The sequence below is a fragment of the Rhodohalobacter sp. SW132 genome (genome assembly GCF_003390325.1).
Lineage (GTDB): Bacteria > Bacteroidota > Rhodothermia > Balneolales > Balneolaceae > SW132.
Map to the genome: position 1 here is coordinate 107,192 of NZ_QUOK01000008.1, position 18,707 is coordinate 125,898.

11 protein-coding genes are annotated in these 18,707 nt (G+C 40.7%); all 11 read right to left on the minus strand.

Annotation, left to right across the window (positions count from 1 at the left end; all coding sequences use genetic code 11):
- Positions 1-179 precede the first annotated feature (179 nt).
- Positions 180-4,487 (minus strand): PAS domain S-box protein, encoded by a 4,308-nt coding sequence (locus DYD21_RS14865; RefSeq protein WP_116037787.1) that lies wholly within the window; start codon positions 4,485-4,487, stop codon positions 180-182.
- A gap of 137 nt (positions 4,488-4,624) precedes the next feature.
- Complete coding sequence (locus DYD21_RS14870; RefSeq protein ID WP_116037788.1) at positions 4,625-6,046, minus strand: PAS domain S-box protein; 1,422 nt, start codon at positions 6,044-6,046, stop codon at positions 4,625-4,627.
- 64 nt (positions 6,047-6,110) lie between these two features.
- Positions 6,111-7,928, minus strand: coding sequence for a PAS domain S-box protein (locus DYD21_RS14875; protein ID WP_116037789.1), 1,818 nt, complete (start codon positions 7,926-7,928; stop codon positions 6,111-6,113).
- Positions 7,929-7,939: 11 nt separating this feature from the next.
- A complete protein-coding gene (locus DYD21_RS14880) occupies positions 7,940-8,371 on the minus strand; it encodes a response regulator (RefSeq protein ID WP_116037887.1) in 432 nt (143 codons plus the stop codon).
- A gap of 900 nt (positions 8,372-9,271) precedes the next feature.
- Positions 9,272-10,879: an ATP-binding protein gene (locus tag DYD21_RS14885; protein WP_116037790.1), complete on the minus strand. Its 1,608-nt coding sequence runs from the start codon at positions 10,877-10,879 to the stop codon at positions 9,272-9,274.
- Positions 10,880-10,897: 18 nt separating this feature from the next.
- Positions 10,898-12,064, minus strand: coding sequence for an acyl-CoA dehydrogenase family protein (locus DYD21_RS14890; RefSeq protein ID WP_116037791.1), 1,167 nt, complete (start codon positions 12,062-12,064; stop codon positions 10,898-10,900).
- Between the two features lie 663 nt (positions 12,065-12,727).
- The gene (locus DYD21_RS14895; protein ID WP_158607314.1) at positions 12,728-13,843 is read right to left on the minus strand and encodes an ATP-binding protein; all 1,116 of its coding nucleotides are present in this window, start codon (positions 13,841-13,843) and stop codon (positions 12,728-12,730) included.
- Between the two features lie 192 nt (positions 13,844-14,035).
- On the minus strand, positions 14,036-15,094 hold the full coding sequence (locus DYD21_RS14900; RefSeq protein WP_116037793.1) for a B12-binding domain-containing protein: 1,059 nt from the start codon (positions 15,092-15,094) through the stop codon (positions 14,036-14,038).
- A gap of 22 nt (positions 15,095-15,116) precedes the next feature.
- Entirely contained in the window at positions 15,117-15,416 is a 300-nt protein-coding gene (locus DYD21_RS14905; RefSeq protein ID WP_116037794.1) for an antibiotic biosynthesis monooxygenase family protein, read from the minus strand.
- 226 nt (positions 15,417-15,642) lie between these two features.
- The gene (locus tag DYD21_RS14910; protein ID WP_116037795.1) at positions 15,643-16,056 is read right to left on the minus strand and encodes a two-component system response regulator; all 414 of its coding nucleotides are present in this window, start codon (positions 16,054-16,056) and stop codon (positions 15,643-15,645) included.
- Positions 16,057-18,636 (minus strand): two-component regulator propeller domain-containing protein, encoded by a 2,580-nt coding sequence (locus DYD21_RS14915; RefSeq protein ID WP_158607315.1) that lies wholly within the window; start codon positions 18,634-18,636, stop codon positions 16,057-16,059.
- Positions 18,637-18,707 lie beyond the last annotated feature (71 nt).

Sequence of the window (18,707 nt, forward strand, 5' to 3'; positions counted from 1 at the left end):
TGTACAGTTTCTGATAACAATTTTTTTATATTTTCGCCAGATAATATCTCCCCTTACTATTTAATTTGGCTGAATTATTCTCAACTGTTGTTCCTCTTAGGATCAATGAACGGAATTTTCACATCATATAGGAGAGCTTTACTAAAGAATATTCATCTCTCATGGTGTGAATGAATGGTTTATTTTAGATCGTCATTTGACAAGTTCTCACCTAGAGATACCTTGGGAAGTGAAAAACTAAACACACTACCTTTTCCATCTTCTGATTCTACCCAGATATCGCCTCCATGCTGTTCCACAATTTTTTTACAGATTGCCAGCCCTATCCCGGTTCCGGGATACTCCTCTTTTGGGTGAAGCCGCTGAAAAATATTAAAGATTTTCTGGCTGTACTCTTTATTGATACCAATTCCATTGTCTTCTACACGCATCACCCATTGATTCGGCTGCTCCTCAGCGGTTATGATAATCCGTGGAGGAACGCCTTCTTTTTGATATTTAAGCGCGTTGTTTACCAAATTGGCCAATAAACGTTTTATTGATGGTTCTTCAGCAACTATTTTCGGCAGATCGTTTGCAATTATTTCCCCCTTTTTTTCTTCGATTGTTTGTTTATTCAGCAGTTTTGTTACCTCTACTACTTCATTCAGATCAACAATCCTTTTTTCATTTTCCACCCTGCCGATTCTGGAAAAATCTAAAAGGTCGAGAATTATCTGCCTCATTCGACGAGCACCATCAGATGCAAAATATATGTACTCCTTCGCCTTATCGTCCAGGTTTTCTCCGTACTTTTTATCCAAAAGAGACAGGAAACTGGTAATCATCCGAAGAGGTTCCTGCAGATCGTGTGATGCCACAAACGCAAACTGTTCCAGTTCTGCATTGGAAACTTCCAGGTCTTTTGATTTCTGCTCGAGATCGCGGTTTAGTTTCTTTAGCCTCTCTTCCCACTCTTTTCGGTCTGAAATATCTTTGAAAAATACAGACACTCCATCGGGTGAGGGATACGCACTAACCTCAAACCACTTATCCAGCGTGGGGTAATACTCCTCGAACGTTGCCGAACACTGCTCATTCATGACCCGATGGTACTCATAATAAAAGTCCAGCTCAGTGGCATCCTTGTAGATATCCCACAAGTTTTTTCCAACAACATTTTCTCTTGGCATTTGAAGAACTTTTTCAGCTTCATTATTCCAGTAGGTCACTGTCCATTCCCGGTTTACTGCAAAAAAAGCATCTCCAATACTCTCAAGGAGCCGGTTTCTCTCTTCGTACGCCTGTTGAATAGCATGTTCTGCCTGTTTGCCTTCAATAGCTGACGCCAGGTTGATTGCGATCGTCTGCAGAAAAGAGATCTCTTCTTCGTTCCACACCCTTTCACTTTCGCAATCCTCAAAGGAGATCACCCCGTAAAATACCCCGCCGGTAAATACCGGAATCATCAGAATTGATTTTACATTTTGAGCCTCTATCGCCCCTTTCAACTCTTCATTACTGACATCAGCCACGCGAACAGAGAGTGGGTTATTCTCTGACAGTACCTGCACGAACTGATCGAGCTGACTTAGCGGCAATTCCCGTATTTTTGATTCCACGGTATCACACGGCCACTTTTCGGACGCCCATTCCAATTCCAATTTCGCAAACAAATCGCCCGAATTTTCGTCCTGCTCATTTTTAAAATAATAAACTCTGTCGGCATCTACTACGTCGGCAAACTTTTCCATGCACTCGAAAAGTGCATCTTTCCAGCTCTCTTTTTTGATCAGCAGTCCATTAAAAAGTGCGATTGTATCGAGCTGGCGTGTTTTGTTTAAAATGCGTTGCTGCCATTCTTTTCGTTCATCTATTTGCTTGAAATAGACCGTAATTCCGTCCTCTGCCGGATAGGCTGATGTTTCAAACCATGATTCTTCAGGGGGGTAATAATATTCAAATGTTTCCGGTTCACCGTTTTCAACCACAACCCTATACTTTTGATACAGTTCGGTCTCCTTTGCTTCAGGAAAAACATCCCAGAAATTTTTCCCCTTCAGATCATCAGCTGATTTGTTCAGCAAATTTTCAGCCTCTTTGTTGAAGTAGGTAATATTCCACTGATCATCGATCGCATAAAACGCATCCGATATACTTTCCAGAATATTCGCCCGCTGTTCAGCTGCTTTTTTACTTGCAATTTCAGCACGTTTCAGCTGATCAACATCCTGGAAACTGCCATATAACCGTTTGAATCGCCCTTCAAGAATTTCAGCCTCCCCGATGACCCGAACCCATTTCTCATTTCCTTTACCTGTTATGATCTGAGCCTCAATATCAAACGGTTTTCCACTGTTCATTAACCCATTCAGGGCTTCTGAAAGAGCTGCACGGCTTTTTCCTTCCTTATAGAAATGAATTGCGTTTTGTAAATCGGGTTCAAATTCGTGAGACACTTCATGAATTTCGTATGTAATATCAGACCAGTAAACTGTTTTATTGGCCTGGTCAACCTCCCAACCGCCGATTTTTGATAAGCTGCTGGCTTGTTCAAGCAGCAGTTCCAATTTTTTTTGTTCGGTAATATCGCGGGCAATACTGTAAACTTTGCCCTCCTCTTCAAAGGTTCTGGTTGTCCATGACACCCAGACAACTTCACCGGATTTTGTAATCAATCGATTTTCAAAATTCGTCTGCCCTTTTCCTGTGGCCAGTGCATCTACCTCCTTTTCCGTCCGAAGGCGGTCATCCGGATGGGTAAATGAAGTAATGGGATGAGAAAGCAGTTCGTCCTGGGTATAGCCAAGCATTCGGCTCATCGCCGGATTCACCCGCTTATAGTATCCGTCCATTCCGGCCACACAAATTATGTCTGGTGAGAAACTGAAGATTCTGCTGAGTTGCTGCTCCAGCTGTTTTCGCTTGATTTCAGACCCAAGGTCATGCCCCAGCTCTTTCAACAAACTTAGATAATACCGTTCTCTTGGCTGATCTTCACGCAGTCCTAACAGAAGTGCACCAATAATTTTTCGATCATGGGTCACCGGAATACAATAGGCGGTTTGTATATCCGTAATTTTTGCAGCATTGCATCTTACAAACTTTTCATTTTCACCAAGATTTCGCCAAAACTGAGTTTCCCCTGTTTGCCAGGTTGTTCCGGGCATGCCTTCACCCTTCCGAAATGAACGATTCCATTTTGATTCCTCATAAAACCTGGCTGCGTCACTTTCCGATCTACGACACCCCTGCAGATCAATAGATGTACCATTCTCATTTAATAGCCATATTTCTGCAATTTTAAAATTCCCAAAAGATATGATCGTATCCAGAACAGCGTCAAAAGTATCGGTAAGAGAATCATGTGTATTAAACTGGCGATTCACATCGGCCTGAAGAGTGTTCAGCAGCTCACGGTTTTTTCTCTCCGTGATATCCCGCTCAATAGCGATAAAATGAGAACATTCCCCATCATTATCGTACACGGGGCTGAAGGAGATATGCACCCAGAACTCCTCTCCATTTTTTTTATAGTTGATCAATTCAACTTCTGCAGATTCTTCATTGGCAATCGCCATTCTTAGTTTTTGCAGCCCATCCCCTTCACTGTTCGGGCCCTGAAGAATACGGGGCGTTTTGCCGATGATTTCATCGCTCCTATATCCTGTCATTTCAGTAAATGCCCGGTTTACATATATCACCTCCGGCCCATCCGGTGCTTCTATCGGGCTGCACGTGGTAATCAGCACAGAATCATTGGCATTGGTAACAACAGACTCCAGCATCGACATCCGGTGCGTTTCCTCTTTTTCCATCGTGATATCCATCACAATTACATCCCAAACGACACTGCCATCTGGCGATTTTTTAGGATTTCCCACTCCACGGTGCCATCTGAGTGTTCCATCCGGGTGATTATATCGCCATTCATCCATCCAGCTGCTCATCGACTTCATTGAAGCATAGATAGATTCTTTGTGCGTTTTCAGGTCATCCTCTGGGTACCGTTCGTAAATTACACTATTATCCTGCAACACCTCATCTGCTGAAATCCCCCAAATTATCTCAGCACCTTCGCTAATATTTATAATTTCTGATGTCCCTTTTCCATTTATTCGAAATCGAAAAACAACACCGGGAATATTATCCGTCAGGCCATGCAGGCGATCCTTCGTTTCTGTTTCATCCGTGCTGTCTGAAATCTGGAGAAGAATTCCCTTTTGATTTGCATCCAGGGCAATATCCGACCTTTTGCAGGTACAAATAATTCTGGAATTGTCTTTGCAAACTCCTTCAGTCTTAATCGGTTCATTAGAATTGACACCCTTGCTGATATCCAGAATATCAACAAGAGATTTATTTGTTAACTCCTGATGTGAATATTTAAATAATGTATACGCTGCAGGGTTGGCGTCCAGAATTTTCTCATCTTCAGATAAAATCAGGCATGCCGTGATAGAGTGTTCAAACAGCGTTCTATATTTATTTTTGTAAGATTGAGACATTAATTAAATAAACACTTTGCTCTTTGGTTGATAGAATTCGAATTCAAAAAGTTAACCCAATATCATAAACCCTATTGTATTCAGTTAAATTTTAGTATTGAAAATATCTTGGGATTTGCCGTTAAATAGTATCTGATTTAATCCTCCAGAGGAATCTCAATCTGTACCATCATGCCGATTTCGAGAGGCTGATAATTTATAGATCCTCCCAAGCGAAATACGCGGCTATTCACATTGATTAGTCCTGCCCCGTGTGAATCTGCCGTTTCGGGATCAAAATATTTTCCATTATCCCGGATTTTTAATATTAACTGATCACCGGTGTGCTCAATGATAATATCTGCATTCGTAGCGCCGGAGTGTTTCGTGATATTCGCACACAACTCCTGCACAATTCTGTATAGGTTCACCTTTACTTTTGTCGGCAGCTCAATATGGTCGGGCAGATGATCTTTCAGGGAAAAATCGATATGGGAAGAGGATGTAAGCTGCTGAACCAGTCGGCGAAGCAGATCAGAAATCGTCATAACATCGAATTCTGCCGACTGCAGGTTGTGTGAAAGGTCACGGGTTTGCAGCGTAGTTTGCTGCATTAATTCGTATAGTTTGTTGATTTTTTCTTTCAGCGAATCTGGATTGTTAATTTCATCCATCAGATTCTGCGTAAACATACCGCAAGCGGCCAGTTGTTGCACAATTCCGTCATGTAACTCCCTGGCCACACGGTTGCGTTCTCGCTCTTCAGCCTGCAGAACATTCTCAATCATTTTTTCCTGAAGATCAATTTTCTCCGTTACATCGTTCAGAAGCATCAATGTGGCAGTTTTGTTTTTAAACTCTATCAAATGTCCGTTTATTTCTGTCAGAAATATTTCGCCATTCTTTTTTTTGTGGCGCCAGATCTGTTTTGGGGGATAATGGGAGTAATCAAAACTATTTCGCCCATTTCCATTAATGGGCCTTTCAAATTTGTTCAGCTGAATATCATTAACAGTCAGGTTTTGGAACTCTTTTTCCCCGTACCCATATTTAAGTTGCGCTTCCGTATTTGAATCAAGAATCTGCCCTGTTTCCGGATCCCAAATCAACATCGGAGACGGGTTATTTTCAAAGAGCTCACGATACCGCTTTTCCGATGCACTCAGTTTTTTATACATCGCATTTCGTTCAATGCTGTACCGAATACTTCTCCAGAGTCCATACGAATCCAGCTTATCTTTTTCGATATAATCTGAAATCCCCATACTGAGTGAACGAACGCTAAACGACATATCAGACAGCCCGGTTAACGCAATTACTGGGGCAGGATGAGCCAGCTTTATGGTTTCCCGGATCAGATCTTCACCCTCTTTATCGGGCAGTTTCAAATCCAGTAGCACCGCATGATAGTCCGTTTTTGAAACGCCATTCAGCATCCGGTTCATTTCGGAAAAGTTCTTTGCGTGATCGAGCTGCCCAACAAAGGAAACTGCAGACAGATAGCCCTCGATCAGCGCATAATCGCCGGGGTTATCCTCTACTACCAATAGCCGGTAATTGGTTTTTATATCGTAAATCATGTTGTTAAGGGAGCCCGCCGTCAGTCAAGCTTTGACTGAGGGCTGAAACGTTATTTTGATTAAATCACATGCTTGAACTACCGATTCCTGAAACATCCATTTTCTGAAAACTCAGAGTAAATCGTGTACCGTTTTCGTCACTACTCAGGTCTGATTCACCTTTTAATTGTGTTGTAAGTACCTGAATCAGATGCAGACCCAGGGAATCTGTATTTCCCACTTCTGCATATTCTGGCAGTCCTATTCCATTATCGGCGATTTCCAGAAATACTTCACCGTCTTTCAATTCAAGTCGAACGTTTAATTTCCCCTTCTCTCTTCCTTTAAATGCATGTTTATACACATTGGTGATCACTTCATTAATCATTAATGAACACGGTATGGCCTGGTTGATATTCAGTTCTATAGGCTGTTTTTCCACGCAGTGCTCAATAACGGTATCACCGCCCAGTACTTTCTCGAGATTGTGGATAAGTTTTTCAATAATTTCAGAGAAATTCAGTTTTGAAAAATTGCCTGACTGGTATAAAATTTCGTGAATTGTGGCCATTGTACTCACACGAAAAACGCTGTCATGCAATTTCTTTTCAAGTTCTTCATCTGTAGCGTTAAACGCCTGAAGCTGCATCAGGCTGGATATTACCGCCAGGTTATTTTTAACCCTGTGATGGATTTCTGAAAGCAAAACTTCTTTCTCATCGAGAGAATCTTCGAGGCGTTTTTCATACGCTTTTTGTCTGGATACATCTCTGCCAATTGACACCCATTGAACATAATTCCCTTCTTCATCCGCAACCGGTACGAGAGAGGTATTAATCCAGATTGGGGTGCCATCTTTTTTGTAGTTGATCAGTTCAATATTACAGATTTCCCAGTTTTTCATGGCAGATGTAATCCGGTTCAGCTTTTCCTGCTCGGTACGCGGCCCGTACATAAATTCAACAGTCTCTCCTAAAACTTCATCCCGGGTATACCCCGTGATTTGGGTGAACGCATCATTTACGTAAAGTATCTTGCGGCCCTGCCCGTCTGCAGGGTTTGCTTCAAGGATAATTACCGCCTCCGTAGTATTTGTGACTACCGATTCCAGTTGTTTGAGTCTCTGCTGCTCCCTGAGTTTTTCTGTAATATCATCGGCCAGCACCAGCCGGGCACTTCTGTCTTTATACTCAATCGCGCTGCCGCTAACTTCCACCTGGATGATTTCACCATTTTTCTTTTTATGGCGATGAATACCCGACCCTGTGGCCATCGGTTCAGACCGAATCGACTGAATCGCCTTATCCATATTTTCGCGTTCCTCCTGCAGGCGGATATCACGGATTGTCATCTTCAAAAACTCATCCTTGGAATATCCATAGTGTTTTATCGCCGCCTCATTCACATCCAGAAACGTCAGTGTTGTGAGATCATACACCCACATTGGAACCGGACTAAGTTCAAACAGATGACGATAATTTCTCTCTGATTTTTTTAGTCTAAGCGAAAAAGAGTTTCGTTCAATACTGTATACGATGCTTTTATACAGGAGCGTTGAGGAGAGTTCATCTTTTAAAAGGTAGTCAGAAACTCCGCTGGAGAGTGATTCCACACTAAATTCGAGATTTGAATAGCCGGTTAACACAATAACAGGAGCGCCTTTCGCAAGATCAAGCACACTAAGTACAAGTTCTATTCCATCGGAATCGGGCAGTGACAGATCAAGCAAAATTGCGTCATATAAACTTTTATCACGCAGATGGCTTTCAGCCTCAGAAAAGGTAGTGGCTTTTTGAAGAACCACATTTGCAAAAGCCTCTTCCATAAATTCTTTAACGAGCAGGGCATCCCCTGCATTATCTTCGACCAGAAGAATATCTAAGTAGCGTTGATCTCTCTTCATGGTACTCTACATTATGTATGCGTTGGCAGTTGTACAAGACTTATCCAGAAATCCTCAATGCTGGTAACCGCTCTCAGAAAATCGTTAACCTCAACCGGCTTGGTGATGTAACAATTCGCGTGATTTTCATATGAAAGAGAAATATCCTTATCTGATGAGGAGGTGGTAAGCATAATAACAGGTATATGCTTTAGTTTACTGCTGTTTTTAATGTACTGCAAAACTTCGTGACCGTTTTTACGGGGGAGATTTACATCAAGAATGATCAGGTCCGGGGTAACTGCACTGGTAAACGGCTCCTCTTTGTTGAGAAATTGAATAGCTTTTTCACCATTTTTCACCACATTTAGATTGTTGGCAAGCTTTGCCTCATCGAAAGCCTCCTCAATCAGCATGATATCACCTTCATTATCTTCAACCAATAATATTTGTACCGACTTCATAGTGTAATTTTTTACGTTCATAATAACATTCTTAACCTGGTTATTTCCACTCTTTTAAAAATACACAGGTACTCACAATACAGATGAATGAATAGATGACATTAGGTTCAATCTATAAAAAAACTTCTGTAATAAATAAACTTTTTCAACAACTTACATCTTGTTAACTCTGATTTTTGTTCAGAATTAACAAATAAAACCTATTACAATTCACATAAATAAAAACATAAACTTTATTTAGGTATAGGCATCAATTACGTCAACTTTTCTTTTTTCCCCCTTCCGAAATTTCTTTTGAAATTTAATTTTCAACATCGGCTTATTTTTGTTGCCGGTTCTCCAATTCAGATTTAAACCATTTTTTCTCTTCCGTACATCTTTTCTGCATCTTTTGGGATCGTCGTTATTCCCCCCTAATGCAGAAGTTATCGAGAAGAGAATTTAAGATCGGTGTATTTTTGATATGAGTTACAATCTCATTAAAGACCGGAAGCTGACTCAACAATCCTCTTTTTTCCCGAGGATTTTTTTTTAAAAAATTGAATCACCAGCGCACATGCATAGCTAGTGGACGTTCATTCGTGTCTGCTAAATTTCGAAACAGTACGAATCGTTCATATTAGCTGAATGCCTGCAGATGATTTAGCAACTGATAGCTATTTTTTAATCAAATTACAGCTTTTATTACTTCACCACATAAAAAATCTTCACCGTGAATAAACTTTTCAGAATAATGGATTCAATAATTCAGAGAAACATCGCAAAGTGTAAGCATTAATAAATTACTTGGTGGTGTCTGATTGTATTGAACAAAAAAATTTTAAACTATATGCCTGCCCAATGTGCTACTTCTCTTATCGCCGGGCTATTTCAAATTGTTAACCTATGTAAAATTACGGATTAACCTGAGGGATGATTCCCATTTTTTTTCAATGTAAAAAAGAATGTACTCCCTTCATCCTCTTCTGATTCAACCCAAATTTTTCCTCCATGCTCCTCCACAATTTTTTTGCAGATCGCAAGACCCATCCCGGTTCCGCTGTATTCATCATTCCCATGGAGGCGCTGAAAAATATTGAAAATTTTGTCAGTATATTCAGGATTGATACCGATTCCGTTATCCCGAACTGAAAACTGCCAGTATTCCTGATCTTCTTTACACGAGATAATTACGACAGGCTGCTTTCCTTTTTCCTGGTATTTTATTGCATTATTCAGAAGGTTTTGAAATAACTGGTGCATGGGACCTTCAGCAGCATTTATTACCGGCATTTCACACTCTGACTTAACTTTGGCTCGGTTTTCTTTAATAATATTTTTATTAAGCGAGATAACTTCTTGAAGAACCTGGTTCACATCAACCTTATTTCTTTCCATATTTATTCGGCCGATGCGTGAAAAATCAAGCAGGTCAAGAATAATGTGCCGCATTCTTTGCGCACCATCTGTTGCAAGATGAATGTATTTTTTTCCTTTTTCATCCAATACTGAATCATACTTTTCTTCGAGCCTGGACAAAAAACTTGTAATCATTCGAAGGGGTTCCTGCAGATCGTGAGATGCAACAAAGGCAAACTGTTCCAGTTCTGCATTTGAAGCTTCCAGTACTTTCGTTTTGTGCTTTAGGGAGCGATTCAGTTTCTGTAATTTCTTTTCTGCCAGTTTACGCTCTGTTATATCTTTAATCACTGTTATAAGAACAGGTTCAGGCACCTCAGAATGTGTGAACAGTGATACCTTGAAATTTAGAAATTGCCGGGTTGTATTATCTTTTTTTCTATTTAGATCGAAGTTGTTTGCCGAATTCTGATCCTGGAAACCCAATTGCAGATATTTATCCAATTTACGCCTCTCCGGAGGGTGAAACAGCTGGCTTAGGGGGTTTCCCAAAACCTGTGATTCATTTCTATTAAAGATAGAAGTCGCTTCTTTATTCCATCCCAATATTTCTCCCTTCCTGTTGATAATTGCAATACCAATAGGGGCCATATCCATCAGTTTGTTGATAAACTGATGATTAAATTTTTGAGATTGAAGTTGAGCAGGTACAGAATAGGGTATCTGGGAATTGGTAGCAGCAATGATTGACCGGTATTGTACAGCTTGCAAACTGTCCTGAAGAATTCCGGACAGACTTTCCAGGTCTGATTCATTGGATTGATCAAGGCAAAATACTTCCATACCGATAAATGGAGAGAATCGAATGGCCTCTTTGAGTATACTTTTTTTCTTTTCAGAATCCCTTAAAAGAATAATTTTGGCATCTTTTTCAAGGGAATGTAAACGCTGGGCACTTTGAACAGGATCCTGAACATCACTCCCGACTATAAAAGTGATAATCTGACCTTCCATTTCCTTATCCATGAGATCAGAAAAATCCTCTACAAACCTGCATCGAATATTCTGACTTTTTACAGATGTCGGAATCAGATCTTCAAGATCGTGATTTTGCGACTGTATCAGCAGTATTAAATCCTTTTCCAATGTGGTAGCCTCTTCAACCATCATTTTTTCGTTATTGACAGATTAATCTCCCAAAAGCGGGACGTCAAGCAGAGCCCTGCCCATCCAGGTTTTTAGCAGATCGGTAGTGGGAGCCATAACGTGTGATGCGCGGGCATCCCTCAAATGTCTTGAAAGTTTTCCTTCAGATGCATAGGCTTTGCCTCCCATCAGAGTCATGACTTCGTTTACAACCTCCACAACACAATCTGAAACTACCGCTTTGGAACTTAGAACAGAGAGCAAAGCATCCGGACTCCCGGTATCTCCTTTTTCAGCTGCTGAATAAAGAAGCTGCCGTGCACTTTCAACCTTAGCCCAAATTGCCCCAAGGCGATGCTGCAAAACGGGCTGATGAGATAAAGCAGTTCCGGTATGGGTATGAGATCTGTTGTTTAAATGATTGGTTGCTTCTTCCAAAGCAGAGGCAGCGATACCTAAATAGGTGCCTGCCATAGCCGTTAAAAAATAGGGGGCAACCACTTCAAAAACATACCAGATCTGATCCCCCTTCTCCCCCAGAATATTATTTTCTGACAGCCGGAGATTATTTATTTCAACGGTACGTGAAGAGTTGCCTTTCATCCCAATTCCTTCCCATTTCCCCTTCCAGTTCAGTCCCTCAGATCGATTATCTACGACCACACATGTAAATTGTCCAACTGCTGTATCAGGTGCAGGTATAACAGCAGATACCACGTATGAATCTGCGTAACTACCATTTGTCACAAAAGATTTGGTCCCATTCAGGGTGTACTTTCCATTCTTTTCATTTTTAAGCTCTGCTTCGGGTATATAAAAATGAGACCCTGTTCCGGGCTCACTTATCGACAGAGTTGTAAGGTGTTCTCCTTTTACAATAGGGGCGATATAATGTTCTTTTTGATGCGGGGTTGCCTTTGCCGCTAACACAGCAGAACCCACCAGGTGCATACCAAAGCACATGGCCGTTGAAGCACATTCATGACCCAGTATTTCACAAACCTTTGCGACACCGGTCAGACCCTGCCCATGACCGCCCAGTTCAGAAGGTATTGCAATACCACCTAATCCCGCCTGCTGCAATGCCCGGATTGACTTCTCAGGCCACTTGCCTGTTTTATCAATTTCTTCTGCACGCGGAGTAAGTTCATCGGATGCAATTTTCCGGACAATCCTCAACGTCTCCTCTAAGGATACATGTGTGTTCATCTTTTTAAAAATTATTTTTAAATGCTACTTCAGACATTTTTTCGATCGATTTATTTGTCTGAAATTTATCATTCTTCAAAATATTCAATAGCACAATTCTGAATCGCACTCTTTTTACATCTCTACTGCGGATAAAGATTTATTATTTCTCCGATCTATTCTTATTGAATTAGACAAAAAACTTTGCAGGCCAATACTTTCAGGAAAACTGTATTCTTTTTCTGCGTGAAGTTTTCTCATTCTTCTTTCAATTGTTTAACGTCCAAAATCTCTAACTTTTGAATGGGCTTTATTTTATCCCAGTAATAAAGTCATCCCGCCCTCCAATACACTCATGTTTCTGAACACGCTACGGAAGTGAGGCGAAATTTTCTAATTTATTTTGGCTTATCGGTTAAGATATTCAGAATATTGGTTTTCAGGATTCCAGATGAGTATTGGGGTAAGGTTTTACTCAAACAGTATCAGGTTTTAGCCTGCAGATGTATAATTAAGCACAAATCATTAGATAGCTGAATGTTATAATATATATTAAGTATGTAGCCGTAAATAAGTTATTTTCAACTTAATCCACAAGTACAAATCCAGGTTCTTTTAGATCTTCTGATAAGACTCTATTACCCATGCTTACATTTAGACGAATGGCCGAAAGCTATTCTTGATTCACAATTTTTTTATTGTAAAAATAAACGTACTCCCTTCTCCCTCTTCCGATTCCACCCAAATTTTCCCTCCATGCTCCTCCACAATTTTTTTACAAATTGCGAGCCCCATCCCGGTACCTGAAACATCCGAATTTGTATCTATTCTCCGGAATACTTCAAAAACAGCCGAATGAAACTCTGAATTTATACCTATACCGTTATCCTGCACGGAAAAAAGCCACTGGTTCGCTTTTTCTTTGTAATCAATGTTCACAACCGGCTGTTCATCTTCTTTCCGATATTTGATACTGTTTGAGATTAAGTTCGCAAAAAGTTGCTGCATAGGCATAGTTTGACAGCGAATTTCAGGCAGGTGATTCCAGTTAACGTCTGCATTTTGTTCTTTTATAATGTGTTCAAGCAGTTTCATGACGTTTTCCAGCACATGATTTAAATCGGTTTTTTCGTATGTACTGTTCACCCTTCCAACACGTGAGAATTCGAGCAGGTCATCAATCAACACTTTCATCCTGCCAGCACCATCTACTGCAAAATGAATGTATTTATCGGCTTTTTCATCAAGCTGACCAGAGTAGCGTTGATTCAAAAGCTTTAAAAAAGATGTGACCATTCTGAGCGGCTCCTTTAAATCATGTGAGATGGAGTGTGCAAAATGTTCAAGTTCTTTATTACTTTGTTTAAGCTCATTGTTTAATCGGTTAATTTCTTCATTCTTTTTGATGAGTTGCCTCTGGACGTTTACCAGTTCATTATTCATCCGGGTTATTTCATCGTAGGAGTCGAATGACTGGGTTCCTGCATATTGGCCGGTTTGGCTCAGTTTCTTCTCTGTCCTGCGGATGATATTCTGCTGCTCATTATTAATCAGCATCAATTCATCGAGCATTTCATTCAACCCTTTCTCACTTTGAGCGGCAATTACCCATACTCTGTTGTTGAACGTTCCTGCTGTAAACTTCAGAGGAAGAGATAGTTGATTCCCTCTTGCAACGAGGAGCTCATATTCTCGTACAAACTCTCTGCTCTGCACTTCACTCCAGAAACCTGCTGCCTTCGACATACTTTCACTGTCAAGAATATCAAATAAGGGTACCGGCAGTTGATTCTTGGGCACCAGATTCAGCTCATCGAAAATTACTTCCTCAATTTGGCCATTCCGGTTACACATTAAATATAAACCGCTTGTTATTTTACTAGATTTTTTCATTGTACTTCACCCGGATATTTCACAGAGAATTTTTTAAACAACTCTAAACCATTGAACTAAACTATTATGCTACATTTTGTTACACAATTTACAGCAAAATCACTGTGATATATTCGGTTTAACCATTTCATTTGCAGTCTCAACAGCCTGGGCCGCCGTTCTGGCTGTGGCATCGGCACCAATTTTTTGCTCTAAACCGGGAATCACACCAAACGGATATCCTCCGACCATTATCTTAAGATTATCATATTCTTCAATTCCCCGAATCTTTTCAATCAGCGCTTTTACTTTACCAATGTGTAATGGCAGTGTAATCGATATGGCAAGCAAATCTGCGTTATGCTCTCTGATCGCATCAATCAAGTGCCCATCAGGCATATTGCTACCCAGATAATAGGAATCCCAGCCATCCATTTCAAAATAATCAGAAACCATGCGAATACCGATTTCATGCAGCTCACCTGATACTGAACAAGCCACCATCCTGGATCCATGTTTCTCTGTTGAAAAAATAATAGGATAAAGCCTCGACATAATGAGCTGCGTGGCTGCTGTGCAGTAGTGTTCATGAGCAACAGTAACCTGATTCATCTGCCAAAGTGAGCCTACCTCGTACTGGGTGACCTGGAAAATGTATTCGTAAATTTGCTCCACCGGCGTTCCGGTTTTAACCAGTTCATCAATCAACTCTGCGGCATGGTTTCTTTTCCCGTCCAGCAGCAGCTCAAGGTATTTCTTCGCTTCCTCATAAAGCGGATTACTTTTCACAATATAGGTCTGCTCTGCAGGTTTCAGCTCTTCCAGGTGATTTGCACCCGAGTCAAGAAATTCAATCACAATTCCTGAATGGTTGGTTTTTTCCGATATCGCCTTTTTTATATACCCAATATTTTCAACGAGATCTTCCTGAGGTATATTCCTGGCTTCAAGCATATGCCATGCCCACTCAAGATAATGATTAAAAAGTTGACGGCTATTCAACCTGATAGCTTCAATAAGATAGTTCAGGTGGTAAACTGCATCATCGAAGCACTTTTTTCTTCCTGCTTCGCCATACCGCTTTTCCAGCCCGGGATTATTATTGAAATGAAGTTCAGTTATCCTGCCGGCCAGCTCCTCCTTAAGGCGGGTTATTTCTTCGATGATTTTATCTTCCAAATTTATCTCCGGATAAATTAATTCAGGATGTTATATGATCGAAATACCGCAGCTCGAAACTTCGCTTCACCAATTTCAGCCCTTTTGGAATTCCTTTGTGTGATTCGCTTCGGTGATGATCGTGCCAGTGATGGAAATGATCTTCAGATTTCCAGTGAGTTATCAACCAGAATTCTGCTGGGTTCTCTTTTGGACTAATCACATTCAGGCCTATAAATCCATCGGCATTCTCAACCAGTTTCGGTCGGTTTATAAACGCTTTGCGTACCTGGTCCTCCATATTATTACGAACCTCAAACTTGCTGACCGCAGTAAATGCCATAATAACTTCCCCTATCTTATTGTTGATTTTTTATTAACAGTACTATCCGAACAAAAAAAGACTCGTGACGTTATGGTTGTTCGATACGTACAGAAAACTCTAATGACAATTTCGGTATTAATGCACTACCACACAGGTTGTGCAGAATCAAATAACAGTTGCCTAGATAACACGATTGGTAAAGAGATAGTATCAAGAAAAGCTACGACGAAACCAAAACTAGTATTTATGAGATTCCGTCTTCAAAAAAATTACTTATGGCTTCAAGCTTCTTCACCTTTTCACAAGCTTCAAAATCAAGAGGTTTTTCAATATAGTCGATTACATGCGGAAAAGATTTTGCTTTATCACGATCTGACCGGTTTACTGATGAGGAAACCATAACCACAAATACCCGTTCAAATTGACCTGACTCGTCCAATAACTCTAAAAATTTCCAGCCGTCCATTCCCGGCATATTTATATCTAAAAAAATGATGCCGGCCGAAATTTTGTCTTTTTGTTTTTCAAGATAATCTAAAGCCTTTCTTGCTCCGTTAAAAGTCAAAATATCTTCAGAAAACCCGCTTTCTCTTACCATCAGCTCGTGAAGAAACAATACCCCCGCGTCATCATCTACTATCAGAACCGGTAAACTCATCTATACCTCTCCTTCAATTTCAAACTCATCGATATTGGCAATCAGTTTACGTATAATTTCATCTAAATTTTTGGCCGCGGAATCAATTTCATCCAATAGCTGATCTTTATCTTTTTGTATAGAATCATAGTTCTCATAATTTTTTATAACATCTATCATTCCAAGTATTTTAGATAATGGTCCCCTCAGTTCATGACTCTGAACCCAGGCCACATCTTTCAGCACTTTGTTTTGATTTTCAAGGTCTTTCAATAAAGACTCAAGTAACCAGTTTCTCTCTTGTATCTCTTTTGTTTTCTCACCTATCTCCTTCTTCAGTTCTTTTCCCTGCCGTGAATTCGCATAAAAAAGGTGAACAAAATAACCCGCCATAAACAGGCCCGTTAATAGTAAAGCTGTAAACAACCTGGTTTGGTAAAAAAAGGGTTCTACATCAAAAGAAAGAGATGCCATTTCAGATTCTACACCAAATTGCTCTGCTTTTACTTCAAAAGTATAACTACCCGGATTTAACGTTGTGAAATATGCTACACTTCTGTTTCCGGCTTGTTGCCAATCATTGCCCAGTTCTCTTATCCTGAAACTATAGTTGATAGTGTGAGGTTTTTTAAAATCAAAACTCACATAATGGATCTCTAAGTTATGCACGCCGGGTGGAATTGAAATATTATCATGCACACTGAACTCATTTTCACCAAACTGCATTGATGAAATATGAACATCAATATCTTCATCCGTTTCGGCAAATGAAACTGGATTAATTATTGCAATTCCCTGCATTGTTGGAAACCAAATTTCCCCCTCCTCCATCTTCCACCCAGCTGGAAAAACCCCTCCATTTACCTCATGATTGGCCATGCCATCAGAGGTATCAAATAATCTTACATTTATTCTTTTTTCTCCGGTTTCATCATGCTTTAGTGCTAATAAATCATCAATTTTCATTCTCTGAATTCCAAAATTTCCGGAAGTCCACAAATAACCATGGTCATCCTCAATCATTCTGAATATTCCGTTGAACTGCAGGCCATGGCTGCGATTAAACAACCGAAATGCACCATTTTCCAACACCAGCAGTCCCTCGTTTGTACCAGCCCATATTGACCCTTCAGGATCTTCATAAAGGCTCAAAACCATTTCTGATGACGGTCCGTGATGAATCGAATACCCGGTGGCATTATCATCCCGGTCCAGCTTTAAAATCCCGGTTGATGTTGTGCTAAACCACATATCACCATTGCTGTCTTCAAGAATGCTGATAAATTCTGCATTTTCATATGATTCGGGAACCTCTACTCTTTCCAAATCTGTATGATTATATAGCCTGTGAATTCCGCCATTTCTTGATGTTATCCATACATTATCACGGCTATCCTGGTAAATAGCTTGCACCACATTGCCGGCAAGCCCGTCATCCGTCGTAAAAGTGCGGTCAATTTCATTCAATTGTGGATTGTACCGATACACTCCGTACCCGGTGCCAAAATAAATGTAGTCATCCACTCCATAGATCCCCAGAACCACGCCGTGTGCAATTCCTGCTTCGGGAGTAATATGGGATATTTCTCCATTTTCAATTCTGTTCACGCCGGCGCCTGCCGTACCGGTCCATACCACACCATTCTGATCCTGGTAAATGGCAAGCGTTATCTCATTTGAAAGTCCGTCTTCCTCTCTCAGCATTCGAATATCGGCCGGAATCATCTGTATGATTCCATAGCCGGTAGCGGATAACCACACATTTCCGGAATCAGAAATATAAATATCGTTCACTTCATTGTAGCCGAACTCAATTTCTCTGAGCGTTACAATTTCCTGATTGGTAATCAATTGCACACCCCCCGACCCCATTCCCGCCCAGATACGTCCGCCATCGGTTAGCCGTAAAACATTTACCTGGTTGTTCGCCAACCCCTTCGAATCATCAATTACTACCACAGAATCCTGAACCTGGTGAAGTATTCCGGAATTCCGGGTGCCGGCCCAGATATTCCCATCGCTGGATTCTGCTACAGCCCTGATTTCATATCCTGAGAAATCAGGGATTTCCTGAATATCACCTGAATCGAAATTATATTTATGAAGTCCGGTGCGGGTACCAATCAATAACCCATCCGAAACACGTTGCAGAGTCATTATGGAACCTTTATTCTTACTCTCCCATCCGGCAGCTAATTGTATTTCGCCATCTGTCAAAACAATCAGATCACCATCGTGAGTGCCGGCCCAAACATTTCCCCGGCCATCTTCTGATATGCTGGTTAACCAGGTGCCTTCTACAAAATCTCTCGCTTCAAATACATCTATTTGATTTCCGTATGCGTGAACAATTGCGTTTGCATTGGCTGCCCACACCCCTCCCGAAGTTGATTTAGATAGGTCATAAAACATGGGTGATACAATCTCCGGCACACTTTCCTGGTTATAATTCCTGAAATTTTTGCCGTCAAACCGAACAAGACCTTCTTCAGTTGCTGCCCAGAGAAAACCTGTTTCATCTTTCAAAACACTAAATACCGTATTTACAGGTAAGCCTCTCGTGTTATCCCAATTTTTTGATACAAATTGCTGGTCTGACATTCGCACACTTATCGATTGTGCATTTATTTGCCTCAATCCATCTACCGTAATGAATATGAGTAGAAATAAGA

Excerpts from the sequence above, each read along its gene's own strand:
- DYD21_RS14915 (WP_158607315.1), bottom strand. The coding sequence starts at position 18,636 with ATGTCAGACCAGCAATTTGTATCAAAAAATTGGGATAACACGAGAGGC.
- DYD21_RS14880 (WP_116037887.1), bottom strand. The coding sequence starts at position 8,371 with ATGAAGTCGGTACAAATATTATTGGTTGAAGATAATGAAGGTGATATC.
- DYD21_RS14890 (WP_116037791.1), bottom strand. The coding sequence starts at position 12,064 with ATGAACACACATGTATCCTTAGAGGAGACGTTGAGGATTGTCCGGAAA.
- DYD21_RS14905 (WP_116037794.1), bottom strand. The coding sequence starts at position 15,416 with ATGGCATTTACTGCGGTCAGCAAGTTTGAGGTTCGTAATAATATGGAG.
- DYD21_RS14870 (WP_116037788.1), bottom strand. The coding sequence starts at position 6,046 with ATGATTTACGATATAAAAACCAATTACCGGCTATTGGTAGTAGAGGAT.
- DYD21_RS14885 (WP_116037790.1), bottom strand. The coding sequence starts at position 10,879 with ATGATGGTTGAAGAGGCTACCACATTGGAAAAGGATTTAATACTGCTG.
- DYD21_RS14910 (WP_116037795.1), bottom strand. The coding sequence starts at position 16,056 with ATGAGTTTACCGGTTCTGATAGTAGATGATGACGCGGGGGTATTGTTT.
- DYD21_RS14865 (WP_116037787.1), bottom strand. The coding sequence starts at position 4,487 with ATGTCTCAATCTTACAAAAATAAATATAGAACGCTGTTTGAACACTCT.
- DYD21_RS14875 (WP_116037789.1), bottom strand. The coding sequence starts at position 7,928 with ATGAAGAGAGATCAACGCTACTTAGATATTCTTCTGGTCGAAGATAAT.